General features: G+C 71.7%; 24 protein-coding genes. 20 read left to right on the top strand and 4 right to left on the bottom strand.

The annotated features are described in order from the left end of the window. Positions 1-41 precede the first annotated feature (41 nt). Positions 42-1,025 carry a heme A synthase gene (locus tag ACIBX3_RS27190; RefSeq protein WP_397121641.1) on the bottom strand — a complete coding sequence of 328 codons (984 nt, stop codon included), beginning with the start codon at positions 1,023-1,025 and terminating at the stop codon, positions 42-44. Positions 1,026-1,167: 142 nt separating this feature from the next. Here ACIBX3_RS27190 and ACIBX3_RS27185 point away from each other — a divergent pair, with 142 nt between their 5' ends. Genes ACIBX3_RS27185 through ACIBX3_RS27150 form a run of 8 tightly spaced genes read left to right on the top strand, consistent with a single transcriptional unit; the run spans position 1,168 to position 8,689 of the window. Next, positions 1,168-2,310 (top strand): NAD(P)/FAD-dependent oxidoreductase, encoded by a 1,143-nt coding sequence (locus ACIBX3_RS27185; RefSeq protein ID WP_397121639.1) that lies wholly within the window; start codon positions 1,168-1,170, stop codon positions 2,308-2,310. Continuing rightward, complete coding sequence (locus ACIBX3_RS27180; RefSeq protein ID WP_397121637.1) at positions 2,307-2,549, top strand: (2Fe-2S)-binding protein; 243 nt, start codon at positions 2,307-2,309, stop codon at positions 2,547-2,549. Before ACIBX3_RS27185 ends, ACIBX3_RS27180 begins: the two co-directional genes overlap by 4 nt. Beyond that, positions 2,549-4,081 (top strand): NAD(P)/FAD-dependent oxidoreductase, encoded by a 1,533-nt coding sequence (locus tag ACIBX3_RS27175; RefSeq protein WP_397121635.1) that lies wholly within the window; start codon positions 2,549-2,551, stop codon positions 4,079-4,081. Before ACIBX3_RS27180 ends, ACIBX3_RS27175 begins: the two co-directional genes overlap by 1 nt. A 26-nt stretch (positions 4,082-4,107) precedes the next feature. Further along, complete coding sequence (locus ACIBX3_RS27170; protein WP_397121633.1) at positions 4,108-5,001, top strand: dihydrodipicolinate synthase family protein; 894 nt, start codon at positions 4,108-4,110, stop codon at positions 4,999-5,001. Further along, a complete protein-coding gene (locus ACIBX3_RS27165) occupies positions 4,998-5,999 on the top strand; it encodes a proline racemase family protein (RefSeq protein ID WP_397121631.1) in 1,002 nt (333 codons plus the stop codon). The genes ACIBX3_RS27170 and ACIBX3_RS27165 overlap by 4 nt, the downstream gene beginning before the upstream one ends. Then, the gene (locus ACIBX3_RS27160; protein WP_397121629.1) at positions 5,996-6,961 is read left to right on the top strand and encodes a proline racemase family protein; all 966 of its coding nucleotides are present in this window, start codon (positions 5,996-5,998) and stop codon (positions 6,959-6,961) included. The genes ACIBX3_RS27165 and ACIBX3_RS27160 overlap by 4 nt, the downstream gene beginning before the upstream one ends. Then, positions 6,958-8,007, top strand: a complete 1,050-nt coding sequence (locus ACIBX3_RS27155) for an ornithine cyclodeaminase family protein (protein ID WP_397121627.1) — start codon at positions 6,958-6,960, stop codon at positions 8,005-8,007. Before ACIBX3_RS27160 ends, ACIBX3_RS27155 begins: the two co-directional genes overlap by 4 nt. Positions 8,008-8,020: 13 nt before the next feature. Then, on the top strand, positions 8,021-8,689 hold the full coding sequence (locus ACIBX3_RS27150; RefSeq protein ID WP_397121625.1) for a GntR family transcriptional regulator: 669 nt from the start codon (positions 8,021-8,023) through the stop codon (positions 8,687-8,689). Positions 8,690-9,054: 365 nt separating this feature from the next. Here the strand turns inward: ACIBX3_RS27150 and ACIBX3_RS27145 are convergent, their stop codons facing one another. Further along, positions 9,055-9,975, bottom strand: a complete 921-nt coding sequence (locus ACIBX3_RS27145) for an EamA family transporter (RefSeq protein WP_397121624.1) — start codon at positions 9,973-9,975, stop codon at positions 9,055-9,057. 100 nt (positions 9,976-10,075) lie between these two features. On the opposite strand from ACIBX3_RS27145, the gene ACIBX3_RS27140 reads away from it, so the two are divergent. Beyond that, entirely contained in the window at positions 10,076-11,272 is a 1,197-nt protein-coding gene (locus tag ACIBX3_RS27140) for an MFS transporter (RefSeq protein ID WP_397121622.1), read from the top strand. Between the two features lie 30 nt (positions 11,273-11,302). Here the strand turns inward: ACIBX3_RS27140 and ACIBX3_RS27135 are convergent, their stop codons facing one another. Further along, positions 11,303-12,070: an ABC transporter permease gene (locus ACIBX3_RS27135; protein WP_397121620.1), complete on the bottom strand. Its 768-nt coding sequence runs from the start codon at positions 12,068-12,070 to the stop codon at positions 11,303-11,305. After that, a complete protein-coding gene (locus ACIBX3_RS27130) occupies positions 12,067-12,987 on the bottom strand; it encodes an ABC transporter ATP-binding protein (RefSeq protein ID WP_397121618.1) in 921 nt (306 codons plus the stop codon). The genes ACIBX3_RS27135 and ACIBX3_RS27130 overlap by 4 nt, the downstream gene beginning before the upstream one ends. A gap of 145 nt (positions 12,988-13,132) precedes the next feature. On the opposite strand from ACIBX3_RS27130, the gene ACIBX3_RS27125 reads away from it, so the two are divergent. The 11 genes from ACIBX3_RS27125 to ACIBX3_RS27075 all read left to right on the top strand — a co-directional run bounded on the left by ACIBX3_RS27125 (position 13,133) and on the right by ACIBX3_RS27075 (position 23,781). Continuing rightward, positions 13,133-13,909 (top strand): VOC family protein, encoded by a 777-nt coding sequence (locus ACIBX3_RS27125; RefSeq protein ID WP_397121616.1) that lies wholly within the window; start codon positions 13,133-13,135, stop codon positions 13,907-13,909. A gap of 95 nt (positions 13,910-14,004) precedes the next feature. Next, positions 14,005-15,231, top strand: a complete 1,227-nt coding sequence (locus ACIBX3_RS27120) for a multidrug effflux MFS transporter (protein WP_397121614.1) — start codon at positions 14,005-14,007, stop codon at positions 15,229-15,231. Positions 15,232-15,322: 91 nt separating this feature from the next. Continuing rightward, entirely contained in the window at positions 15,323-16,021 is a 699-nt protein-coding gene (locus tag ACIBX3_RS27115) for a helix-turn-helix transcriptional regulator (RefSeq protein WP_397121764.1), read from the top strand. Next, positions 16,018-17,430 carry a Fe-S cluster assembly protein SufB gene (gene sufB, locus ACIBX3_RS27110; RefSeq protein ID WP_397121612.1) on the top strand — a complete coding sequence of 471 codons (1,413 nt, stop codon included), beginning with the start codon at positions 16,018-16,020 and terminating at the stop codon, positions 17,428-17,430. Before ACIBX3_RS27115 ends, sufB begins: the two co-directional genes overlap by 4 nt. Then, complete coding sequence (gene sufD / locus ACIBX3_RS27105; RefSeq protein WP_397121610.1) at positions 17,430-18,554, top strand: Fe-S cluster assembly protein SufD; 1,125 nt, start codon at positions 17,430-17,432, stop codon at positions 18,552-18,554. The genes sufB and sufD overlap by 1 nt, the downstream gene beginning before the upstream one ends. Then, the gene (locus ACIBX3_RS27100) at positions 18,551-18,868 is read left to right on the top strand and encodes a Rieske (2Fe-2S) protein (protein WP_397121608.1); all 318 of its coding nucleotides are present in this window, start codon (positions 18,551-18,553) and stop codon (positions 18,866-18,868) included. The genes sufD and ACIBX3_RS27100 overlap by 4 nt, the downstream gene beginning before the upstream one ends. A 5-nt stretch (positions 18,869-18,873) precedes the next feature. Further along, positions 18,874-19,620 carry a Fe-S cluster assembly ATPase SufC gene (gene sufC / locus ACIBX3_RS27095; protein WP_397121606.1) on the top strand — a complete coding sequence of 249 codons (747 nt, stop codon included), beginning with the start codon at positions 18,874-18,876 and terminating at the stop codon, positions 19,618-19,620. Further along, the gene (locus tag ACIBX3_RS27090; protein ID WP_397121604.1) at positions 19,617-20,873 is read left to right on the top strand and encodes a cysteine desulfurase; all 1,257 of its coding nucleotides are present in this window, start codon (positions 19,617-19,619) and stop codon (positions 20,871-20,873) included. The genes sufC and ACIBX3_RS27090 overlap by 4 nt, the downstream gene beginning before the upstream one ends. A gap of 2 nt (positions 20,874-20,875) precedes the next feature. Next, positions 20,876-21,316, top strand: coding sequence for a Fe-S cluster assembly sulfur transfer protein SufU (gene sufU, locus ACIBX3_RS27085; RefSeq protein ID WP_397121602.1), 441 nt, complete (start codon positions 20,876-20,878; stop codon positions 21,314-21,316). Beyond that, positions 21,313-21,672, top strand: coding sequence for a metal-sulfur cluster assembly factor (locus tag ACIBX3_RS27080; RefSeq protein WP_397121601.1), 360 nt, complete (start codon positions 21,313-21,315; stop codon positions 21,670-21,672). Before sufU ends, ACIBX3_RS27080 begins: the two co-directional genes overlap by 4 nt. A 306-nt stretch (positions 21,673-21,978) precedes the next feature. Continuing rightward, on the top strand, positions 21,979-23,781 hold the full coding sequence (locus ACIBX3_RS27075; RefSeq protein ID WP_397121599.1) for a DEAD/DEAH box helicase: 1,803 nt from the start codon (positions 21,979-21,981) through the stop codon (positions 23,779-23,781). The last annotated feature ends 186 nt before the right edge of the window (positions 23,782-23,967 follow it).

Below are 23,967 nucleotides of genomic sequence, written 5' to 3'. Positions count from 1 at the left end.
GGGAGTGGCGGACCTTTCACCATCAACCCTGGCATATCCGCTCAGACGGCGGCGGGCGCTTCGGTGGGGGAGTGGGCCGGGGCGGGCAGCGGCTCGCGGGTGCGCAGGGAGGTGACGACCCTGAGCGTGGCGATCCAGACCAGCGTCGAGCCGAGGACATGCAGCAGGACCAGGGCGGCGGGCACGGCCAGGAAGTATTGCGTGTAGCCGATCACGCCCTGCAGCAGCACCACCGCGAACAGCGCCAGCGCCGCCCGGCGGGCGGCCCGCGTCGAGCCGGTCACGTGCAGCGCGAACAGCAACGCGAACGACAGCCCCACGACGATGTAGGCGACGTCGGCGTGCACTCTGGCCACGGCCTCGATGTCGAGGTCGAAGCGCGAGGCCATCTCGTCGCCGGAGTGCGGGCCCGTGCCGCTCACCACCACGCCGGCCACCAGCAGCGCGAACACGGCCGCCAGCAGCGCCCGGCCGAGCCTGCGCACGTCGCGGTGCACCACGCGCCGGGCGGGGCCGTCGCCCTCGCCCGCGCGGGCGTACAACATCCAGCAGGCGGCGATCAGGCCGGTCGAGATGAGGAAGTGCATGCCCACCGTGAACGGGTTGAGCATGGTGTTGACCACCAGCCCGCCCCACAGGGCCTGGGCCAGCACGCCGGCCGGCTGAAGCAGGGCCAGCCGCACCAGGGACCGCCGGCGCGGCGCCATCCGCCAGGCCGCGATCACGCACGCCGCTCCGACGGCCAGCACCAGGAACGTGACCAGGCGGTTGCCGAACTCGACGAGCATGTTGAGCATCGACACCTCGGGGTGCGCGACCGGGATGAAGCTGTCCGGGGTGCACTTCGGCCACGTCGGGCAGCCGAGCCCCGAGCCGGTCACGCGCACGCCCGCGCCGGTCACCGCGATGCCCGCGTTGACCACCACGGAGGCCATCGCCCAGCCCCGCAGGGACTGCGTGGTCGGCGCCCAGAAGGAGAACAGGCGGCGCACGAGAGCGTTGGGATGGTCCGTGGGTAGTTTCACGTCATCGATGGTACGGGCCCGGCCAGTCGGTCCCGTCACCGGGAACAGGGCTTCTCCTGCGGGAACCCCGCATCCTCGACAAGCGGGAGGACCCTTCCCTCCACGCGAAGGTATGTGACATATTACAGCTCTGGAGGTGGTGATGTCCGACGTCATCGTCGTCGGAGCGGGCGTGGTGGGCGCGGCCTGCGCGTACTATGCCGCGCGCGCCGGACTCGACGTGACCGTGCTCGACCGCGGCCCCGTGGCGGGCGGCACGACCGGCTCGGGCGAGGGCAACGTGCTGGTGTCCGACAAGGAGCCCGGCCCAGAGCTGGAGCTGGCGGTGCTGTCCAACCGGCTCTGGCGCGCGCTGGCCCAGCACGGCGGGTTCGAGTTCGAGGCCAAGGGCGGGCTGGTCGTCGCCGAGACCCCCGAGGTCCGGCGGCAGCTCGCCGACCTGGCCGCCAAGCAGGACGTCGAGCACTCCGTCGTTCCCGCCGGCGCGCTGCGCGACTACGAGCCGCACCTGGCGGACGGCCTGGCCGGCGGCGTGTACTACCCCGGGGACGCCCAGGTCCAGCCCATGCTGGCCGCCGCCAGTCTGCTCCGGCACGGCGCCGACAGCTACGGCCGCGGCACGCTGCGCCTGCGCCTCGGCGTCGAGGTGACCGGATTCACGCGGTCGGGGGAGCGCGTGACCGGCGTGCGCACGACGCGCGGTGACGTGCTCGGCGGCGCGGTGATCAACGCGGCGGGCACCTGGGGCGGGGAGGTGGCCGCGCTGGCGGGCGTGCGCCTGCCGGTCCTGCCCAGGCGCGGGTTCATCCTGGTCACGGAACCGCTGCGGGAGCCGTTGATCAGGCACAAGGTCTACACCGCCGCCTACGTCACGAACGTGGCCAGCGACTCGGCCGGGCTGGAGACGTCGGCCGTCGTCGAGGGCACGCCGGCGGGCACCGTGCTGATCGGCGCCAGCAGGGAACGGGTCGGGTTCGACCGGACGACGTCGGTGCCGGTGCTCGCCCGGCTGGCCGCGCAGGCGGTCGCGCTCTTCCCCGCGCTGCGGGAAGTGCGGGCCATCAGGTCGTACTGCGGGTTCCGGCCGTACTGCCCCGACCACCTGCCGGTCATCGGCGCCGACCCCCGCGTGCCGGGGCTCTACCATGCGTGCGGGCACGAGGGCGCCGGCATCGGGCTCGCCCCGGCCACCGGTCATCTGCTCGCGCAGGTCCTCACAGGCGACCGGCCCGACCTGGACCTGAGCCCCTTCCGCCCGGACCGCTTTCCCCTGGAGTCCCAGTGACTTTCCACATCACGGTCGACGGCCGGTCCGTGCCGGTCGTGCCCGGTCAGACGATCGGGGCGGCACTGCACGCGGCCGGCGTGCGCTCGTGGCGCACGACCCGCTTCGGCGGGCGGCCCCGCGGGCTGTTCTGCGGCATCGGGGTCTGCTTCGACTGCCTGGTCTCGGTGAACGGGCGGGCGCCCGAGCGCGCCTGCCTGGCCGAGGCGGCGCCCGGGGACGAGGTGACGACGTCGTGATGGCCGGGAAGCGTGGGGACGACGGTCTCGTGACGGACGGCGTGACCGGCGATCGCGGAGCCGATGGCCTTGTGACGTACGACCTGGTCGTCGTCGGCGGCGGGCCCGCCGGGGTGGCGGGCGCGCTCACGGCGGCGCTGGCGGGGCTCCGGGTGGCGCTCGTGGACTCCTCGGCGCGGCTCGGCGGCCAGTACTTCCGTCATCCGGCCGTTCCCGGCAGGGCACCCGGGCTGGACCGGTTCCTGAGGCAGGCGCGGGCCCTGGGGGAACGGGCCGACGTGCTGCTGCGCCACCAGGTGTGGAGCGTCTCCCGCGAGCCGGACGGCGACCTGACGGTGCACTGCGTGACACGCGGCTCACCCGGCACCGCCGGCTCGGCGGACGCGCGGGGCGAGCGGCCGGTCGCCCTGCGCGGGCGGCGGCTGCTGATCGCCACCGGGGCGTACGACCGCCCGCTGCCGTTCCCGGGCTGGGACCTGCCCGGCGTGCTCACGGCGGGCGGGGCGCAGGCGCTGCTCAAGGGCAACGGCGTCGTGGCGGGCCGGCGGATCGTCGTCTCCGGCACCGGGCCGTTCCTGCTGCCCGTGGCGGCCGGGCTGGCCGCGGCCGGGGCGCGGGTGCTCGGCGTGCTCGAGGCCAACGGCGGTCTCGGGCTGGCCAGGCATCCCATGCTCGCCCTGGGCAAGGCCGGTGAGGCCGCCGGGTACGCGCTGAGCCTGGGCCGGCACCGGGTGCCGTACCTGACGCGGCAGGCGGTGGTCGCGGCGCACGGCGAGCGCGAGGTGGAGTCCGTCACCGTGGCCCGCCTCGACCGGCGGTGGAACGTTCTGGCCACCCGGGTCGTGGAGTGCGACACCGTGGCGGTGGGTCACGGGTTCGTGCCGCAGATCGAGCTCGGCGTGCAGCTCGGCTGCGGGACCGGGCACGACGTGGACGGCAGTCCCGTCCTGGAGGTCGACGGTGCTCAGCGCACCACCGTGCCCGGGGTGTGGGCGGCCGGGGAGCCCACTGGCGTGGGCGGCTGGCGCCTGGCCGAACTGGAGGGCCGCGTCGCCGGCCGCTCCGTCGTCACCGACGTCCGCACCGCCGCCCGCCGCCCCGCACCCGCCGCCTCATCGGCCGGTGCCGCGGCGCCCAGCGAGGCGGCGGGGGCCGGGGAGGTCGCCGGAGTGCTGGTGCGGCGGCGGGAGCGGTGGCGGGTGTTCGCGGAGGCGTTGCAGCGGGCGTACCCGGTCAAACCGGGTTGGCTGGGGTGGCTGCGGGACGACACGCTGGTGTGCCGGTGCGAGGAGGTCACGCTGGCGCGCGTACGCGAGGCGCAGAAGCTCGGCGCCACCGACGCCCGCTCGATCAAGCTGCTGGCCAGGCCCGGCATGGGCTGGTGCCAGGGCCGCATCTGCGGGTACGCCGTGTCGTGCCTGGCCGCGGAGCCCCAGCAGCCGCCGCGCCGCCCCATCGCCCAGCCCGTCACCCTCGGCGCCCTGAGCGACATCGCCGGTTCCGGCGCCCCCGACGACTCACCCGCCCACTGAAACACCCCGACATGGAGGACTCCCTGATGGAACATCGCAGCAAGCCATGGCACGGCGTCATGGTGGCCACCGCGCTGCCCCTGCGCGACGACCTGTCCGTCGACTTCGACGGCTACGCCGCGCACTGCCGCTGGCTGGTCGCGAACGGCTGCGACGGCGTCGTGCCCAACGGGTCGCTCGGCGAGTACCAGACGCTCACCGCCGAGGAGCGGAGCCGGGTGATCGAGACGGCGGTCGAGGCGGCCGGGGGGCCCAACGTGATGGCCGGGGTGGGCGCGTACGGCGCCGCCGAGTCCCGCCGCTGGGCCGAGCAGGCCGGCGAGGCGGGCTGCGGCTCGGTGCTCCTGCTGCCGCCCAACTCCTACCGGGCCGACGAGCGGGCGGTCGTCGCGCACTATCGCGAGGTCGCCAGGGCCGGGGTGCCGATCGTGGCCTACAACAACCCGTACGACACCAAGGTCGACCTGACCCCCGCGCTGCTGGCCAAGCTGCACGAGGAGGGCCTGATCGTGGCGGTCAAGGAGTTCAGCGGGGACCCGCGCCGCGCGTACGAGATCGCCGAGCTGGCCCCCGAGCTCGACCTGCTGATCGGCTCCGACGACGTGCTGCTGGAGCTGGCCATCGCCGGGGCGGTGGGGTGGATCGCCGGCTACCCCAACGCGCTGCCCGCCTCCAACGTGGCGCTCTACCGCGCGGCGGTCGCCGGCGACCTCGCCACCGCGCTGCCTCTTTACAGGAAGCTGCATCCCCTGCTGCGCTGGGACTCCAAGACGGAGTTCGTCCAGGCCATCAAGCTGTCCATGGACCTCGCGGGCCGGTACGGCGGGCCGTGCAGGCAGCCCAGGCAGCCGCTCACGGACGAACAGGCCGCCGTCGTGCGGGCCGCGACCGAGAAGGCACTGGCAGAAGGGCTGAGATGAGGACCAAACGGGTTTTCCACGCCGTCGATTCCCACACCGAGGGCATGCCCACCCGCGTGATCACGGGCGGGATCGGCGTGATCCCCGGCGCCACCATGGCCGAGCGGCGCGTGTACTTCCGCGACAACCTCGACCACATCCGCACCCTGCTGATGACCGAGCCGCGCGGCCACTCCGCCATGAGCGGCGCCATCCTGCAGCCGCCCACCAGGCCGGACGCGGACTACGGGGTGCTGTTCATCGAGGTGTCCGGTCTGCTGCCGATGTGCGGGCACGGCACCATCGGCGTGGCCACCGTGCTCGTCGAGACCGGCATGGTCGAGGTCGTCGAACCGGTCACCACCGTGCGCCTGGAGGTCCCGGCGGGCCTGGTCGTGGTGGACGTGGCCGTCGAGGACGGGATGGCCGTGTCGGTGACGTTGCGCAACGTGCCCTCGTACTGCGACCGGCTCGACGCCGTCGTCACCGTGCCCGGGTTCGGGGAGATCCCGTACGACCTGGCGTACGGCGGCAACTTCTACGCCGTCGTGAACCTCGACTCCTACGGCCTGCCCTTCGACCGCAAGGCCAAGAACGAGATCATCGCCGCCGGGCTCGCCACCATGGAGGCGATCAACGCGGCCGACCAGCCCGTGCACCGCGAGGACGACCGCATTCGCGGCTGCCACCACGTCTACTTCGCCGCGCCCGGCTCCGACGCCCACCACTCGCGGCACGCCATGGCCATCCACCCGGGCTGGTTCGACCGCTCCCCGTGCGGCACGGGCACCAGCGCCCGCATGGCGCAGCTGCACGCCCGCGGTGAGCTGCCGCTCGGCCGGGACTTCGTCAACGAGTCGTTCATCGGGACGCGGTTCATCGGCAGGCTCCTGGAGGAGACCTCCGTGGGCGGCGCTCCCGCCGTCGTGCCGTCGATCACCGGCCGCGCCTGGATCACCGGCACCGCCCAGTACTTCCTGGACCCGCGCGACCCGTTCCCGGCGGGGTTCGAGCTGTGATAACGACGGTCGACTACCACACGGGCGGCGAGCCGTTCCGCATCGTGACCGGGGGCGTGGGCGAGATTCCCGGCGCCGACGTGCTCTCGCGCCGCGAGGCCGCCATGGAGAAGTTCGACGACGTGCGGCGGCTGCTGTGCCACGAGCCGCGCGGCCACGCCGACATGTACGGCTGCTTCCTCGTCCCGCCGGACGACCCCGGCGCCCGCTTCGGCGCGCTCTTCTGGCACAAGGACGGCTTCTCCACCGCGTGCGGGCACGGCACGATCGCGCTGGGCGCGTACGCGGTGCAGGAGGGCCTGGTCGAGGCCGGGCCCGACGGCGAGACGGACGTGGTGATCGACGTGCCGTCCGGGCGCGTCACGGCTCGGGTGCGCATGTCCGGGGGGCGGGTGCGGGCCGTCACGTACGTGAGCGTGCCGTCGTACGTGATCACGCGCGGTGTGGAGGCCGGCGGCGTGCGCGTCGATCTGTCGTACGGGGGTGCGATCTACGCGTCCGTGCCCGCCGCGGCGCTGGGGCTGTCGGTGGAGCCTCAGCACCTGACGGAGCTCGTCGGGCACGCCCGCCGCATCAAGGCCGGCCTCGCCGCCCACCCGGCCTCCCGGCACCCCTCGGACGAGCGGTTGTCCGGTGTGTACGGGGTGATCTTCTACGACGAGCTGCCGGACGCCGGCGGCGTGACGCATCAGCGTAATGTCACCGTGTTCGCCGACGGGGAGGTGGACCGCTCGCCCTGCGGGTCCGGCACGGCGGCCCGGCTGGCGCTGCTGCACGACTCCGGGCTGCGGGGAGCGCTGATCCACAGCGGCATCGTGGGCAGCGTCTTCCACGCCAGGGTGGCCGACGTCGTGGCGGAGGGCATCGTGCCGGAGATCGAGGGCATGGCGTACCGGACCGGGAGGCACACCTTCGAGCTGGATCCCGAGGACCCGATCGGAGCGGGGTTCACGCTGCGATGAACACTCTGCCGTATCTCGACGCCGCCACCCTGGAGCGGCTGGTGCCCGTCGGGCGGGCCGTCCAGATCCTCGAGGACGCCCTGCGGGCGGGGCTCGATCCGGAGGCCACGCCGCAGCGGCCCGTGGTGGAGGTGCCCGCGGGGCAGCTCCTCCTGATGCCCGCCTCGGCCGGCAGGTACGTGGGCGTGAAGGCCGTCACCATCGCGCCCGGCAATCCGGAGCGCGGGCTGCCCCGGATCCAGGGGACGTACCTGCTGCTGGACGGCGACACGCTCGCGCCGCTGGCCGCCATGGACGGCATCGCCCTCACCTCTCTGCGGACCCCGGCCGTCTCCGCCCTCGCCGTCCGCCACCTGGCCGGACCGGCTGGAGGGAAGCTGGTGGTGTTCGGGAGCGGGCCGCAGGCGTGGGGGCACGTGCTGGCCTTCCGTGAGGTCCGCCCGATCACGGAGGTGACGATCGTCGGCCGGGACGTGTCCCGCGCGGAGTCCCTCGCCGCCCGCTGCCGCACTCTCGGCCTCCCCGCCCGCGCCCTCACCCTCGGCCCTGACGGCGAGCCCGTCGCGTCCGGCGGGCTCTCCGGCACCGATCCTGAGCTCCGGCCGCGGCAGGGACCCCTCACCGGGGCCGGTCAGGACTCCGGCGCAGGCGGCGGCGAGGCCGTGGCGGCGGCGGTCGCCGAGGCGGATCTGATCGCCTGCTGCACGACCGCCAGAGAGCCCCTGTTCGCGGGTAAGCTCGCCCGCGACGGCGTCACCGTCGTCGCCGTCGGGTCGCACGAGCCCGGCGCCCGTGAGCTCGACGGCGACCTCGTCGCCCGCGCCACCGTGGTCGTCGAGGCCAGGGCGGCCGCCCTGGAGGAGGCCGGAGATGTGATGATCCCTCTCCGCCAAGGTACGATCACCACTGGTCATCTCGCCGGGAACCTCGCCGAGCTGATCGCCGGGGAGGTGCTCGCCGGCCCGGGGCCGCGCGTGTTCAAGAGCACGGGCATGGCGTGGGAGGACCTCGTGGTCGCGGCTGCCGCTTTTGAGGCGTGGAAGTAGGAAGGATGGGCGGATGGCTGCCGAGGATCGGCTCGACCTGCCGATGGTGGGGGAGCGCCAGAGCCTGCGCGAGCAGGTCGCGCAGGCGCTGCGCGCCGCGCTGATCACCGGCGAGATGCGGCCGGGGGTGGTCTACTCCGCGCCGGTGCTGGCCGCCCAGTTCGGCGTGTCCGCCACGCCCGTCCGCGAGGCCATGCTCGACCTGGCCAAGGAAGGCCTGGTCGAGGCGGTGCGCAACAAGGGCTTCCGGGTGACGGAGCTGTCCGACCGCGACCTCGACGAGCTCACCGAGATCCGCCAGCTCATCGAGGTGCCCACGGTGGCGCGGCTGGCCGACAGCGGCAGGGCGGAGGAGTTCGAGCGCCTGAGGCCCATCGCCGAGGAGATCGTCGCGGCCGGCGAGCGCGGCGACCTGCTCGCCTACGTCGACGCCGACCTGCGCTTCCACGTCGAGCTGCTGGCGCTGTCCGGCAACGCCCACCTCGTCTCGGTGGTGCGCGACCTGCGCAACAGGGCCAGGCTCTACGGCCTGTCGCAGCTGTCCGAGCGCGGCACGCTGGGCGACTCGGCCAGGGAGCACCTGGCGCTGCTCGACGCGCTCAAGAGCGGCGACGGCGCGGCCGTCGCGCAGATCATGGACGAGCACATCGGCCACGTACGCGGCATTTGGGCCGAGCACTGACGTTTCGGGCCGAGTACTGACGCTTCGGAACGAGCACTGACTTCTGGCATTCGGGGATCGAACGTCCCGTGTGGGCGGTAATCTCGATGCGGGCCGGCTGAGCGACATTCAGACGCCAGGCGGCCGGCAGATCGCCCCGTGGCCGTGGTCCCGCCGACCGGCCGCACACGAACGCCGGATAACCGGCGTGGGGCGGCATCAAGCCTGGTCACGCGGAACCCCGCACTCCGCTGACCTCCCGCGGGCTCGGCACCCCGCCCACCGAGGCCGAGCCCTCCGCCGCGCGCCCGTGCGACCCCCATCCTGGGCGCGCGGCGGCTCTCCTCCAGCGCTCCAGCGGGGACGACCCCGGATCCGAGATCGGGTTACTTCTTCTTCGCCGGCCTTCTCGTCGAGCCCAGGCTGGCGGCCACGATGCACACGACCGCCGCCCACTGCAGCACGTCCAGGAACTCGCCCAGCAGCAGCACCCCGATCAGCGCCGCCACCGCGGGCTCCAGGCTCATCAGGATGCCGAACACCTGCTTGGGCATGCGCCGCAGCGCCTGCAGCTCCAGCGAGTACGGGATCACCGACGACAGCAGGGCCACGCCGAGCCCGATGAGCAGCAGCTCCGGCTGCAGCAGATCGGTGCCGCCGGTCGTGACGCCGATCGGCGCGATCACCACGGCCGACACGATCATCGCGAACGCCAGCCCGCTCGTGCCGGGAAACCGTTGCCCCGCCGCCACGGACAGCAGGATGTAGCCGGCCCAGCAGGCCCCGGCCACCATCGCGAACCCGATCCCGATCCAGCTCACCGACGCCGACTCGCCCCACGGCGCCAGCAGCAGCACGCCCGTGCCCGCCAGCCCGACCCACAGCAGGTCGAACCGGCGCCGCGAGGCCGCCACGGCCACGCCCAGCGGCCCGAGGAACTCGATCGCCACCGCGATCCCCATCGGCAGCCGCGACAGCGCTTCGTAGAACGACAGATTCATGAGGGCCAGAACGAGCCCGAACCCGAGTCCCACCGCCCAGTCCCGCCAGCCCAGCCCCTTCACCCGCGGCCTGACGAACGCGCCCATGATCAGGGCCCCGGCCGCGATGCGCAGGAACACCACCGCGCTCGGCGGCAACGTCGCGAACAGCTCCTTGGCGAACCCGGCGCCGAGCTGCACCGACACGATCCCCAGCAGCACCAGCGACGAGGGCGGGATCGAGTCCGCGGCCGTCCGCAGCAGGTGGCCCGGCCTGGCCATGCCGGAGCCGCGGTCGAACGGATCGTCCAGGGCGAAGGCGGTCACGGGGCTCCTCAGAGTGGTCGGGACATCAGACGTCGGTGGATGGACGACCGCTAGAGCGTACTTGTGGCGTGTGACATTCCTGGACTTAGGGTGGTGCTACATGGACGCCCCCGCCCTCCCCGTCACCCTCGCCCGGCCCCCGCTGGGCCTGTCCGTGGCCTCGTTCGTCAGCAGCTTCGACCGATTCGCCGTGAGTCCCATGCTCCTGGTGATCGCCACCGACCTCGGCGTCCCGTTGTCGGCGTCCGTCGCGGCCGCCAGCGGCTACTACCTGGCGTACGGGCTGACGCAGCCGCTGTGGGGCGTGCTGTCGGACCGGTTCGGGCGGGTGCGGGTGATGCGCGGCGCGCTGCTCGGCGCGGCGCTGGCGGGGCTGGTGTCGGCGCTGATGCCGGGGCTCGGCGCGCTGGTGGCGGCCAGGGTCGTGGCGGGCGCCTGCTTCGGCGCGGTGATCCCCACGGGCCTGACGTACGTGGGCGACACGGTGGAGCCCGCGGTACGGCAGCGCGCCCTCACGGACCTGATGGGCGCCGCCGCGCTCGGCACGGCCGTGGCCACGGGACTCGGCGGCGCGGTGGCGGGGCTGGTGAACTGGCGGGTGGCCTTCGCCGTGCCGGCCGCCTGCGCCCTGATCTGCGCACTCGCGCTGCGTTCGCTCCCGGAACCGCCCCGGGACGGGAGCGCGGCGCCAGGCATGTGGCGGTACGTGGGCACGGTGCTCCGGCAGCGCTGGGCCCTGCTGGTCTTCGCGCTGGCGTTCGCCGAGGGCGCGATCATGCTCGGCACCATGCCGTTCCTGGCCACCGCGCTGGAGCACACGGGCGTCGCCGCGGCCGTGGCGGGGCTCGGCATCACCGCGTACGGGCTGGGGCTGTGGGCGCTGACGAAGCTGGTCAAGCGGCTGTCCGGCCGCTGGCCGGTGCCGGTGCTGATGGCCGTGGGCGGCACGCAGCTGTGCGCGGGCTTCACGCTCGCGGCGGCGCACGTGAACATGGCGACCGTGGCGGTCACGGCGCTGCTGCTCGGAGGCGGCTGGTCGTTCCTGCACTCCTCGCTGCAGACCTGGGCCACGTCGGTGGTACCGGAGGCCAGGGGGACCACGATCGCGTTCTTCGCCGCCTCGTTGTTCGTGGGCAGCGCGGTCGCGTCGTGGGCGGCCGGGCCGCTGGCGGAGGACGGACGGTACGCGCTGCTGTTCGGGCTTGCCGCGGCCGCCGCCCTCCCGCTGACCGCGGTGGCGGCACTCACCCGCCGCCGCTACGGCGCCCTCCAACGCCCCCAGCCGCAGCCCGAATGACGGCCCGGCCTGAGTGAGTGCGCCGCCGGATCACTCCCAGCGGAACGTCCGCGACACCAACGCCAGCGACAGCACCGCCCAGACGGCGAGCACGGCCAGCGGGGCCGGCGGCAACGCCGCGCCCTGCGCGAGCACCGACCGCAGCCCGCCGGTCAGCGCCGAGATCGGCAGCGCCTCCAGCACCGGCCGCACGCTCTCGGGGAACTTCGACAGCGGGAAGATCACCCCGCCCGCGCCCAGCAGCACCAGGTAGACGAGGTTGGCCGCGGCCAGCGTCGCCTCCGCGCGCAGCGTGCCCGCCATGAGCAGCCCGAGCCCGCTGAAGGCCGCCGTGCCCAGCACGATCAGCAGCGCCGCGCCCAGGAACGACCCCTGCGGCCGCCAGCCCAGCGCCAGCCCCACGGCCACGATCAGCACGGCCTGGATGCCCTCCACGGCCACCACGGCGACCGTCTTGGCCGTCATGAGCCCGGCCCTGGACAGCGGGGTCGCGCCCAGCCGCTTCAACACGCCGTAGCGGCGCTCGAAGCCGGTCGCGATGGCCTGTCCGGTGAAGGCCGTGGACATCACGGCCAGCGCCAGCACACCGGGCGCCAGGAAGTCGATCCGGCGCCCGCCGCCCACGTCGATCAGCGGCGCGAGCGAGAAGCCGACCAGCAGCAGCACCGGGATGACCAGCGTGAGCAGCAGCTGCTCGCCGTTGCGCAGCATCGCGCGGATCTCCGCGCCCGCCTGCGCCAGCACCATGCGCGGGAACGGCGCCGCGCCGGGTGCGGGGGTGAAGTCCAGCGACGTCATCGCAGCTCCCTGCCGGTCAGCTCGAGGAAGACGTCCTCGAGGGTGCGCCGCTCGATGCGCAGGTCGTCGGCCATGACACCCTCGGTCGCGCACCAGGCCGTCACCGTGGCCAGCAGCTCGGGACCCACCTGGCCCTCGATGATGTAGTGCCCGGCGGGTGACTCCTTGGCCGCGCTGCCAGCCGGGAGCGCGTTGAGCAGCTCCTCCAGCGTCAGCCCCGGCCGGGCCCGGAACCTGAGCTGCCGCTCCGCCCCGGTCAGCGAGGCGGGCGTGCCCTCGGCCACCACTCGTCCCCGGTCGATGATCACCACGTGGTCGGACAGCCGCTCGGCCTCGTCCATGTGGTGCGTGGTCAGCACCACCGACACGCCGGCCTGCCGCAGCTCGCCCACCAGCTCCCAGCACGCGTGCCTGGCCTGCGGGTCCAGCCCGGCGGTCGGCTCGTCGAGGAACACCAGCTCCGGCCGCCCGATCACGGCCGCGGCCAGCGACAGCCGCTGCTGCTGCCCGCCCGACAGCCGCCGGTACGGAGTGCGTACGTGATCGGCCAGCCCCAGCCGCCCCAGCAGGGCCCCGGCGTCGAGCGGATGGGCGTGGAAGCGCGAGACCAGCCGCAGCCACTCGCCGCAGCGCATCGCCGGCGGCACCCCGCCCGCCTGCAGCATGACGCCCACCCGCGGCCGCAGGTCGGGCCGGTCGGGCGCCAGCCCGAGCACCCTGACCGTGCCGGAGTCGGCCGCGCGGAACCCCTCGCAGATCTCGACCGTGGACGTCTTGCCCGCGCCGTTGGGGCCGAGGACGGCGGTCACCGCGCCGCGCTCGGCACGGAGCGAGAGGCCGTCGAGGGCAGTGGCACCGCCGTAACGTTTGACCAGGTCGACGATCTCGACGGCCGGCTCGACGGCTGGGGATTCCATGGGCATGAGTTTAGGGACTACGCCACGCGCTCCGGGCCGCAGGTCAGCTTGGTCGTAAATGGACAGGTCTTGACCCCGGCCTTTCCCGGAAAGTGCCGTCCTGGGGTGAGAGTCTGACGATAGCTCCACGTCACAGGAGGTTGCGATGTCGCAACGCACTGGTTATGACCCCGGGATCCCGTGCTGGGTCGACCTGTCCAGCACCGACGTCGCCGCGTCCGCCCGCTTCTACGGCGCGATCTTCGGCTGGGAGGCCGACATGATCGACGACCCGGCGGCCGGCGGCTACGGCATGTTCGTCCACCAGGGGAAGAAGGTCGCCGGGCTGGGCCCGGTCATGGGCGAGGGGATGCCCTCGACCTGGAACACGTTCGTCGCCACCGACGACGCCGCCGCCCTCGCCGGCCGGGTGCGGGACGCGGGCGGCACCGTCACCATCGAGCCGATGCCGGTCTTCGAGGAAGGCACGATGACGGTCTTCCGCGCCCCCGACGGCTCCTTCGCCGCGGCCTGGCAGGCGGGCAACCACCCCGGCGCCGAGCTGGTCAACGAGCCCGTCTCCTTCTGCTGGAGCGAGCTCATCACGCGCGACCCCGCGGCCGCCGAGCGCTTCTACTCCGCCGTCTTCGGCTGGCGGCCGGAGTCCCTGGACATGGGCGGCGTCAAGTACACCGAGTGGCACGCGGGCGAGCCGGCCGTGGCGGGCATGATGGAGATGGCCGCCGACTTCCCGCGGGAGACGCCCTCGTTCTGGATGACCTACTTCGCCGTGGCCGACCTCGAGGCCACCTGCGCGGCGGCCGAGCGGGCCGGGGCCCGGATCCAGGTCAGGGCGATGGACGCGCCGCCCGGACCGTTCTCCATGCTCACCGATCCGCAGGGCGCGGCGTTCTCGATGATCCAGCTGCACGAAACCGAGTGAGATATCTGATAACCGGGAATTCGGAGGACCGGATCCTGGTTTGATCTCTCGGCCCTCGTGGGGCCATCCGGCCTGCGAGGGAGAGGGGATCACGCATGTCCGTGGCAGAAGCCACGCCCACCGTCGTCCGAGCGAGGAAGCGGGAGGGCCGCCGCGGACTGCTGGTGATCCTGGGCGCGCTGTCGGCGATCGGGCCACTGTCCATCGACATGTACCTCCCCGCGCTGCCCGCCATCACCTCCGAGATGCTCAGCGCGCCCGCCCAGGTCCAGCTCACGCTCACCGCCTGCCTCATCGGTGTCTCGGTCGGCCAGGTCATCGCCGGCCCCGTGAGCGACGTGCGCGGCCGCCGGGTGCCGCTGATCGTGGGCGTGGCGGGGTTCATGGCGGCCTCGCTGCTGTGCGCGTTCGCGCCGTCGGTGCCCATGCTCATCGCCTTCCGCCTGCTCCAGGGAATCTTGGGCGGCGCGGCCCTGGTCATCGTGCGCGCCGTGGTGCGCGACCTGTACGACGGCGCGGCCATCGCCCGCATCTTCGCCACGCTCATGCTGGTCAGCGGCCTGGCGCCGATCCTGGCGCCGATCGCCGGGGCGCAGCTGCTGTCGTTCACCTCGTGGCGGGGCGTGTTCGTGGCGCTGAGCGTCGCGGGCCTGGCGCTGCTGCTGGCCGTGCTGGCGGGCGTGCGTGAGACGCTGCCTGCCGGGCAGCGTGAGAGCGGCGGTCTCAAGCACACCGTCCGCACCTTCTGGCAGCTCATGCGCGACCGCGCGTTCATGGGGTACGCGCTCACCGGCGGCCTGGCCTTCTCGGCGATGTTCGGCTACATCTCCGGCTCGCCGTTCGTGCTGCAGGAGGTGTACGGCGCCACGCCGCAGCAGTACTCGATCATCTTCGGCCTCAACGCCTTCGGCCTGACCGCCATGGCCCAGCTCGGCGGCCGCCTGTCGGGCCGGGTGCCGCCCGTCGCCCTGGTCGTCGCCGGGCTGGCCACCGCCCTGACGGGGGCGGGTGTGCTGCTGACCGCCGCGCTGGCCGGATTCGGCCTGTGGGGCATCGTGGGCGGATTGTTCGTGATCATGATGGGCCAGGGCCTGGTGCTGCCGGGCACGGGCGCGCTCGCGCTCGCCTCGCAGCCCGCCCGGGTGGCCGGCAGCGCCTCCGCTCTGCTCGGTGTGCTGCAGTTCGCCCTGGGCGCGCTGGCGGCCCCGCTGGTCGGGCTGGCCGGCTCCGGCACTGCCGTGCCCATGGCCGGGGTCATGATCGGGCTCATCTTCTGCTCGGCCCTCGCCTTCGCCGTCCTGGCCCGCCCGTGGGTTAGGTAAGGCTACCCTGCGTGACAAATTCCATTCCCGAGCTGCTCGGAACCGTTTGTGAAGCGGGAAGGAATTACGGCACACTGATGTTGTGAAAAACATGCCCATGATGGAGCCAGGCCACGAGCGCGGCACGCGTGCCCGCGTCGCCCGGCTGATTCTTGAGCATGGTCCCGTCGCGGCCGCCGCCCTGGGCGAGCGGCTCGGGCTCACGCCCGCCGCCGTCCGGCGTCACCTCGACGCGCTGCTGGCCGATGGGATGATAGAGCCTCGCACGGTGCGGCCGCGCGGTCAGCGCGGGCGCGGACGGCCGGCCAAGCTGTTCGCCATCACCGACGCGGGGCGGAGTGCTTTCGAGCACGCCTATGACGACCTGGCCGGGAGCGCGCTGCGCTACCTGGCCGAGCGCATGGGAAAGGAAGCGGTGGCCGACTTCGCCCGCTCGCAGGTCTCGAGCCTGCTCAAGCGGCTGGAGCCGGTCATGCGGACGGTGCCGGCGGACCAGCGCGTTCATGTGCTGGCGCAGGCGCTGTCGGCGGAGGGGTACGCCGCCTCGGCCAGCAAGGCCAAGTCAGGCGGCGACCAGCTCTGCCAGCATCACTGCCCGGTGGCACACGCGGCCGCGGAGTTCCCGCAGCTCTGCGAGGCCGAGACGGAGGCGTTCGCGCAGCTGCTCGGCACACCGGTGCAGCGCCTGGCCACGATCGCCCACGGCGACGGGGTCTGCACAACGCACGTGAGCCCGCAGACGCTGGGTGAATCCGCACATAGAGACAAGAGCAAGGAGACCGGAAGGTGACTGTCACCGACCGCCCGGAGCTGGAAGGCCTCGGGAATTACAAGTTCGGCTGGTCCGACTCGGATGCCGCCGGGTCGGCGGCCAAGCGTGGCCTGTCCGACGAGGTCGTCCGCAACATCTCCGCGCTCAAGAACGAGCCGGAGTGGATGCTGGACCTTCGCCTGAAGGGCCTCCGCCTGTTCGGCAAGAAGCCGCTGCCTACCTGGGGCTCCGACCTCACCGGCATCGACTTCGACAACATCAAGTACTTCGTGCGCTCGACCGAGAAGCAGGCCACGTCCTGGGACGAGCTGCCGGCCGACATCAAGAACACCTACGACAAGCTCGGCATCCCCGAGGCGGAGAAGCAGCGCCTCATCGCCGGCGTCGCCGCCCAGTACGAGTCCGAGGTCGTCTATCACAAGATCCGTGAGGACCTCGAGGAGAAGGGCGTCATCTTCGTCGACACCGACACGGGCCTGAAGGAGCACGAGGAGCTCTTCAAGGAGTACTTCGGCTCCGTCATCCCGGTGGGCGACAACAAGTTCGCCGCGCTCAACACCTCCGTGTGGTCCGGTGGCTCGTTCATCTACGTGCCGCCGAACGTCGAGGTCGAGATCCCGCTGCAGGCCTACTTCCGGATCAACACCGAGAACATGGGCCAGTTCGAGCGGACCCTGATCATCGTGGACGAGAACAGCTACGTCCACTACGTCGAGGGCTGCACCGCGCCGATCTACTCCTCCGACTCGCTGCACAGCGCGGTCGTCGAGATCATCGTGAAGAAGAACGCCCGCTGCCGTTACACGACCATCCAGAACTGGTCGAACAACGTCTACAACCTGGTCACCAAGCGCGCCGTGGCCTACGAGGGCGCGACCATGGAGTGGATCGACGGCAACATCGGCTCCAAGGTCACGATGAAGTACCCGGCCGTCTACCTGATGGGCGAGCACGCCAAGGGCGAGACGCTGAGCGTCGCGTTCGCGGGCGAGGGCCAGCACCAGGACGCCGGCTCCAAGATGGTGCACCTGGCGCCGCACACGAGCTCCAGCGTGATCTCCAAGTCGGTGGCGCGCGGCGGTGGCCGCACCTCCTACCGCGGTCTCGTGCAGATCGAGGAGGGCGCCCACGGCAGCGCCAGCACGGTCAAGTGCGACGCGCTGCTGGTCGACCAGATCAGCCGCTCCGACACCTACCCGTACGTCGACGTCCGCGAGGACGACGTCTCGATGGGCCACGAGGCCACGGTCTCGAAGGTCAGCGAGGACCAGTTGTTCTACCTCATGAGCCGCGGGCTCGGCGAGGACGAGGCGATGGCGATGATCGTGCGCGGCTTCGTGGAGCCGATCGCGCGTGAGCTGCCCATGGAATACGCGCTCGAGCTCAACCGGCTGATCGAGCTGCAGATGGAAGGAGCCGTCGGCTGATGGGCCTGAACGAGAAGCCCTTGTCGACCCTGCATGAGAAGGCGTCCTACGACCTGGCCGACTTCGAGGTGCCGACCGGGCGCGAGGAAGCGTGGCGTTTCACGCCGCTCTCGCGCCTGAAGGGCCTGCACAACGGCAAGGCGGCCCCCGACGGGCAGGTCATCACCCAGGCCTACACCCCCGAGGGCGTGCGGGCCGAGTGGGTCGGCCGCGACGACGAGCGCATCGGCCAGGCCTACGTGCCGGCCGACCGCGTCAGCGCGCAGGCGTACACCTCCTTCGAGAAGGCGCTCGTCGTGACCGTGCCGAAGGAGGCCGAGGTCGAGGAGTCCATCTCCATCGAGGTCAAGGGGCGCGGCGGCGAGGGCGCGGCCTTCGGCCACACCGTGGTCGTGGTCGAGCCCCTGGCGCAGGCCACCGTGGTCATCCAGCACGAGGGCACGGCGGTCTACGCCGACAACGTCGAGTTCGTCGTCGGCGAGGGCGCGACGCTCAAGGTCGTCAGCCTGCAGGAGTGGGACGACGACGCCGTGCACGTCTCGCACCACCACGCCCAGCTCGCCAAGGACGCCACGTTCAAGGGCTTCGCGGTGACGCTCGGCGGCGACCTCGTCCGGCTGTCGCCCAGCGTGTCCTACACCGCTCCCGGCGGCGACGCCGACCTGGCGGGCGTCTACTTCGCGGACGCCGGCCAGCACCTGGAGCACCGCCTGCTGGTCGACCACTCGCAGCCCAACTGCAAGAGCAACGTCGACTACCGCGGCGCCCTGCAGGGCGTGGACGCGCACGCCGTCTGGATCGGCGACGTGATCATCAGGGTCGAGGCCGAGGGCACCGACACCTACGAGCTCAACCGCAATCTCATCCTCACCGACGGCGCCCGCGCCGACTCGGTGCCCAACCTGGAGATCCTCACCGGCGAGGTCGCCGGCGCGGGGCACGCCTCCGCCTCCGGCCGCCTCGACGACGAGCACATCTTCTACCTCCAGGCCCGCGGCATCCCCTACGACGAGGCCCGCCGCCTGGTCGTCAAGGGCTTCCTCGGCCAGCTCATCGAGAAGATCCAGATCGAGGAGATCCGCGAGCGCGTGCTCAACGCGGTGGAGGCTGAGCTCAGCCGATGAGTTTCGAGAAGGTCTGCAGGCTCGATGACATCCCCGACGGGGGCGTCATCGGCATCGAGGTGGAGGACACCCCGGTCGCGCTCGTACGCAAGGGCGAGGACGTCTTCGCCCTGCACGACGTGTGCTCGCACGCCGAGGTGAAGCTCAGCGAGGGCGAGGTCTACGACGGCACGCTGGAGTGCTGGCTGCATGGCTCGTGCTTCGACGTCCGCTCCGGCAAGCCGACCGGACCGCCCGCCACCAAGCCCGTGAACGTCTACACAGTCAAGATCGACGGCGATGACGTCCTCGTCTCGCTCTCGAAGGAGTCATAACCAACATGTCCACCCTTGAGATCCGCGAGCTCCACGTCGCCGTCGAGGACAAGGAAATCCTGCGCGGCGTCAACCTGACCGTGAAGGCGGGCCAGACCCACGCCATCATGGGCCCGAACGGCTCGGGCAAGTCGACCCTCGCCTACGCGATCGCCGGTCACCCCAAGTACACGATCACCGGCGGCCAGGTGCTGCTCGACGGCGTGGACCTGCTGGAGATGTCGGTCGACGAGCGGGCCCGCGCGGGCCTGTTCCTCGCCATGCAGTATCCGGTCGAGGTCCCCGGCGTGTCGGTGTCGAACTTCCTGCGCACGGCCGTCACCTCGGTCCGCGGCGAGGCGCCCAAGCTGCGTGCGTTCGCCAAGGACCTCAAGGCCGGCATGGACGCGCTGTCCATCGACCCCGCCTTCGCCCAGCGCAACCTCAACGAGGGTTTCTCCGGCGGCGAGAAGAAGCGCCACGAGATCCTCCAGATGGAGCTGCTCAAGCCGAAGATCGCCGTCCTCGACGAGACCGACTCCGGCCTCGACGTGGACGCGCTGCGCGTGGTGTCGGAGGGCATCAACCGCTTCCGCGCCTCCGGCGAGACCGGCGTGCTGCTGATCACGCACTACACCCGCATCCTGCGCTACGTGAAGCCGGACTTCGTCCACGTCTTCGCGGGCGGCCGGATCGTCGAGGAGGGCGGCCCGGAGCTGGCCGACAAGCTCGAGGCCGAGGGCTACGAGCAGTACACGAAGGCATCTGCATGACTGTGAACAGCTTGGACGTGGAGAGGATCAGGAAGGACTTCCCGATCTTCTCCCGCGAGCTGCCCGACGGGCGCCCGCTCGTCTACCTCGACTCGGGCAACTCCTCGCAGAAGCCCAACCAGGTCATCGAGACCATGCGTGACCACCTGGCGCTGCACTACAGCAACGTCGGGCGGGCCATGCACGTGCTCGGCGCCGAGTCGACCGAGGCGTACGAGGGCAGCCGCGACAAGATCGCGGCTTTCGTCGGCGCCCCGTCGCGCGACGAGGTGATCTTCACCAAGAACGCCTCCGAAGCGCTCAACCTGGTCGCCTACTCCTTCGGCAACCCCGCCAACACCGACCCGCGCTTCACCCTCGGGCCCGGCGACGAGATCGTCGTCTCCGAGATGGAGCACCACTCCAACATCGTGCCGTGGCAGCTGCTCGCGCAGCGCACCGGCGCGACGCTGAAGTGGTTCGGCGTCACCGACGACGGACGGCTGGACCTCGCGCCCGGCGTGATCACCGAGCGGACCAAGATCGTCTCGGTCGCCCATCAGTCCAACGTGCTCGGCACCGTCAACCCGGTCGCCGAGCTGGCTCGGATGGCGCACGCGGCCGGGGCGCTCATCGCGCTGGACGCCTCCCAGTCCGTGCCGCACCACCCGGTGAACGTCGCCGAGCTGGGCGCCGACTTCGTGGCCTTCACCGGTCACAAGATGGTCGGCCCGTCCGGCATCGGCGTGTTGTGGGGGCGGACCGAGCTGCTGGAGGCCATGCCCCCGTTCCTGGGCGGCGGCGAGATGATCGAGGCGGTCTGGATGGACCGTTCGACGTACGCGCCGGTCCCGCACAAGTTCGAGGCCGGCACGCCGCCGATCGTCGAGGCCATCGGGCTCGGCGCGGCCGTGGACTACCTCACCGGGGTCGGCATGGAGGCCATCGAGGCGCACGAGCGCGAGCTGACGGCCTACGCGCTGGAGGCCCTGCGCGACGTTCCCACCCTGCGCGTCATCGGGCCCGAGACGCTGGAGGGGCGCGGCGGCACGGTGTCGTTCACGCTGGAGGGCATCCATCCGCACGACGTCGGGCAGATCCTGGACGACCAGTTCGGCGTCGCCGTACGCGTCGGGCACCACTGCGCGCGCCCGCTGCACCTGCGGTTCGGAATACCCGCGACCACCCGGGCGTCGTTCTACCTGTACAACACCACGGGCGAGATCGATGCCCTGGTGCGCGGCCTGCATCACGTTCAGAAGGTGTTCGCATAGCCATGATCGGCGAGTCGATGTACCAGGAGCTGATCCTGGAGCACTACAAGCACCCGCAGGGGCGCGGGCTGCGTGAGCCGTACGACGCCGAGGTTCACCACGTGAACCCGACGTGCGGCGACGAGATCACGCTCAGGGTCAAGGTGGGCGACGCCGGCAAGATCCTGGACGTCTCCTACGACGGACAGGGTTGTTCGATCAGCCAGGCCGCCGCCTCCGTGCTGCACGAGCTCGCCACCGGCTCGACGATCGAGGAATCGCTTTCCGTGGTCGACGAGTTCACCCGGCTCATGCAGGGCAGGGGGCAGGTGGAGGCCGATGAGGAGGTGCTCGGCGACGCTGTCGCGTTCTCGGGCGTGGCCAAGTTCCCGGCGCGTGTCAAATGCGCGTTGCTTTCGTGGATGGCCTACAAGGACGCAGTTGTGAGGAGTGCTGCCCAATGAGCAAGCCAGTCGAGACTCCTACCGATTTCGACGGGGACGCCACCGTCGATGAGGTCATGGAGGCGCTCAAGGACGTCGTCGACCCCGAGCTCGGCATCAACGTCGTCGACCTGGGCCTCATTTACGGGCTCAACCTCGACCCGGCCGACGGCGGTAAGCCCGTGGCCACCATTGACATGACGCTGACCAGCGCGGCCTGCCCGCTGACCGACGTCATCGAGGACCAGGCCCACTCCGCCCTCGACGGCATGGTGTCCGACGTCAAGATCAACTGGGTCTGGCTGCCGCCATGGGGCCCGGACAAGATCACCGACGAGGGGCGCGAGCAGCTTCGTATGCTAGGCTTTAACGTCTGATCTTTTCTGCTGTTACGGCTGACGTAAAGCGTCAGTCGTTTCAGCGTGCCATCGAGGGTTTCGGAAGGTCCGAACCCATCCGGGAATTATCCGATAACATCCCGGCGTTGGTAACAGATGTACCCGACGTCTCATTACACGTCTCGCATCGCCTGCGGCCGGTGCCCTGGTGCATCCCCCCTTTGTCATTGACCCGCCACGGTGGCGGGCACCCTGAACCGTGTGCGGCGTGTGCCGTACATCCTGGCTCGTCCTTTCGCAGAAGTGACGTGCCACTTCGACGGAAAGGCACGATCTTTCGTGACCATGCTTGACGCTGTCATGCCCTCGTTCGACGAGACCACTTCGGACTCCATCGAGTCCGCCGCGGTCGCCGAGCCGGGCCTGTCCGAGTTCGAGCTGCTGGGCCTGCCCAAGCCGCTCATCACCGGACTGGCCAAGCAGGGCATTGACAGTCCCTTCCCCATCCAGAGCGCGACCATCCCGGACGTGCTCGCGGGCAACGACGTGCTCGGCCGCGGCCAGACCGGCTCCGGCAAGACCCTCGCGTTCGGCCTGCCCACGATGGCCCGCATCGCCGGTGTGAGGCCGGCCCCGGGCCGCCCCCGCGCCATGATCCTCGTCCCGACCCGCGAGCTCGCCCTCCAGGTCCACGACGCACTCGAACCTCTCGGCCGCGGCCTCGGGCTGCGCATGAAGGTCATCGTCGGCGGCATGTCCATGGGCAAGCAGATCGAGGCGCTGCGGCGCGGTGTCGACGTCGTCATCGCCACCCCCGGCCGCCTGGGCGACCTGATCCGGCAGGGCGAGTGCTCACTGTCCGACGTCGAGGTCAGCGTCCTGGACGAGGCCGACCACATGTGCGACCTCGGCTTCTTCCCCGTCGTCACCGACCTGCTCGCGCAGACGCCGAGCGGCGGCCAGCGGCTGCTGTTCTCCGCCACGCTCGACGGTGACGTCGACAAACTGGTGAGGCGCTTCCTCACCAACCCGATCACCCACTCCGTGGCCCCCGCGACCTCGCCGGTCGACACCATGGAGCACCACGTGATGCAGGTCACGCGCGACGACAAGTTCGACGTCATCGCCGAGATCGCCAACCGCGAGGGTCGTACGATCATCTTCGTCAAGACCCAGCACGGCGTGGACCGGCTGTGCAAGCAGCTGGCCCGGGTCGGCGTCAAGTCCGGCGGCCTGCACGGCGGCAAGCGCCAGAACCAGCGCACCCGCATCCTCGCCGAGTTCCGCGAGGGCTCCGTCAACGTGCTGGTCTGCACCGACGTCGCGGCACGCGGCATCCACGTCGACAACATCAGCCTGGTGCTGCACGTGGACCCGCCCCAGGACCACAAGAGCTACCTGCACCGGGGCGGCCGTACGGCCCGCGCCGGCGAGAAGGGCACCGTCGTCACGCTGGTGCTGCCCAACGAGCGCCGCTCGACCGACGCCCTCACCCGGCGCGCCGGGATCCACCCGTACCGCCTGAAGGCCACCCCGGGTCACCCGCGGGTCGCCGAGGTGACGGGCGCCCGCACGCCCAGCGGCGAGGCCGTCCCCGTGTGGGAGCCGGACGTCCGCAAGCCGCTGCGTGCTCGGCGCGAGGGCGGGCTCGGCGGTTCGGAGCGCCGTGGCCGCCGCGGGCGCAGGGACTTCGACGGCGAGCGCCGTCCGCGTCGTCATGACGACGGCGAGCGGTCGTTCGCGCCGGACGATCGTCGTCCGCGTCGCCACGAGGACGGTGACCGCACTTTCGGCGGCGCGCGGCATCACGGCGAGGGTGAGCGGCCGAGCGGGCACGCCACGGAGCCGCGGACGTTCGGCGACGACCGGCGCCGTGACGGCGGGCCGCGCGGCGGCTACCGCTCCGACGACCGACCGCTCCGGCAGGACGGTCAGGGTCAGGGTCAGCGGAGTGGCGGCTTCCGGTCCGAGGACCGCGGCGGGCGTTTCGGCGCCGACCGTGGGCGTCCGTTCTCGGGCGACCGCGACCGCGGCCCCCGTACCGACGACCGTGCCCCGCGCGACGGTTACCGCTCCGGTGGCGGTCGCGGCGAGGACCGTGGCAACGGCGGTTTCCGCCGCAACTCGGGTACCCGCTTCGAGCGCTGATCCCGGCCTTCGGCCGGCTATGGATCTCGCGTGAAGCGTTGATCCATGGCCTGCCCGGCCGCTGTGCTCGGCACTGATCGCTGAACCGCCCGCCGTGCCTTCCGCAAGGGAGGCACGGCGGGCGTTGCCGTTTCCGGGCCCGGCGAGCGGCCGCGACCGGCTCTCCGTACGAGAGCCGGAATCCTT

Origin of the sequence: Nonomuraea sp. NPDC049480 (assembly GCF_044465905.1) — a bacterium.
GTDB lineage: Bacteria > Actinomycetota > Actinomycetes > Streptosporangiales > Streptosporangiaceae > Nonomuraea.
This window is presented reverse-complemented; position numbering and strand designations above follow the sequence as displayed.

What these genes read in the sequence shown, in the direction of transcription:
- sufD (WP_397121610.1), top strand. Translation starts at nt 17,430, where the DNA reads ATGGGCCTGAACGAGAAGCCCTTGTCGACCCTGCATGAGAAGGCGTCC.
- ACIBX3_RS27080 (WP_397121601.1), top strand. Translation starts at nt 21,313, where the DNA reads ATGAGCAAGCCAGTCGAGACTCCTACCGATTTCGACGGGGACGCCACC.
- ACIBX3_RS27090 (WP_397121604.1), top strand. Translation starts at nt 19,617, where the DNA reads ATGACTGTGAACAGCTTGGACGTGGAGAGGATCAGGAAGGACTTCCCG.
- ACIBX3_RS27165 (WP_397121631.1), top strand. Translation starts at nt 4,998, where the DNA reads ATGAGGACCAAACGGGTTTTCCACGCCGTCGATTCCCACACCGAGGGC.
- ACIBX3_RS27100 (WP_397121608.1), top strand. Translation starts at nt 18,551, where the DNA reads ATGAGTTTCGAGAAGGTCTGCAGGCTCGATGACATCCCCGACGGGGGC.
- ACIBX3_RS27135 (WP_397121620.1), bottom strand. Translation starts at nt 12,070, where the DNA reads ATGACGTCGCTGGACTTCACCCCCGCACCCGGCGCGGCGCCGTTCCCG.
- ACIBX3_RS27185 (WP_397121639.1), top strand. Translation starts at nt 1,168, where the DNA reads ATGTCCGACGTCATCGTCGTCGGAGCGGGCGTGGTGGGCGCGGCCTGC.
- ACIBX3_RS27130 (WP_397121618.1), bottom strand. Translation starts at nt 12,987, where the DNA reads ATGGAATCCCCAGCCGTCGAGCCGGCCGTCGAGATCGTCGACCTGGTC.
- ACIBX3_RS27175 (WP_397121635.1), top strand. Translation starts at nt 2,549, where the DNA reads ATGGCCGGGAAGCGTGGGGACGACGGTCTCGTGACGGACGGCGTGACC.
- ACIBX3_RS27170 (WP_397121633.1), top strand. Translation starts at nt 4,108, where the DNA reads ATGGAACATCGCAGCAAGCCATGGCACGGCGTCATGGTGGCCACCGCG.
- sufC (WP_397121606.1), top strand. Translation starts at nt 18,874, where the DNA reads ATGTCCACCCTTGAGATCCGCGAGCTCCACGTCGCCGTCGAGGACAAG.
- ACIBX3_RS27140 (WP_397121622.1), top strand. Translation starts at nt 10,076, where the DNA reads ATGGACGCCCCCGCCCTCCCCGTCACCCTCGCCCGGCCCCCGCTGGGC.
- ACIBX3_RS27125 (WP_397121616.1), top strand. Translation starts at nt 13,133, where the DNA reads ATGTCGCAACGCACTGGTTATGACCCCGGGATCCCGTGCTGGGTCGAC.
- sufU (WP_397121602.1), top strand. Translation starts at nt 20,876, where the DNA reads ATGATCGGCGAGTCGATGTACCAGGAGCTGATCCTGGAGCACTACAAG.
- ACIBX3_RS27120 (WP_397121614.1), top strand. Translation starts at nt 14,005, where the DNA reads ATGTCCGTGGCAGAAGCCACGCCCACCGTCGTCCGAGCGAGGAAGCGG.
- ACIBX3_RS27075 (WP_397121599.1), top strand. Translation starts at nt 21,979, where the DNA reads ATGCTTGACGCTGTCATGCCCTCGTTCGACGAGACCACTTCGGACTCC.
- ACIBX3_RS27155 (WP_397121627.1), top strand. Translation starts at nt 6,958, where the DNA reads ATGAACACTCTGCCGTATCTCGACGCCGCCACCCTGGAGCGGCTGGTG.
- ACIBX3_RS27115 (WP_397121764.1), top strand. Translation starts at nt 15,323, where the DNA reads ATGCCCATGATGGAGCCAGGCCACGAGCGCGGCACGCGTGCCCGCGTC.
- ACIBX3_RS27150 (WP_397121625.1), top strand. Translation starts at nt 8,021, where the DNA reads ATGGCTGCCGAGGATCGGCTCGACCTGCCGATGGTGGGGGAGCGCCAG.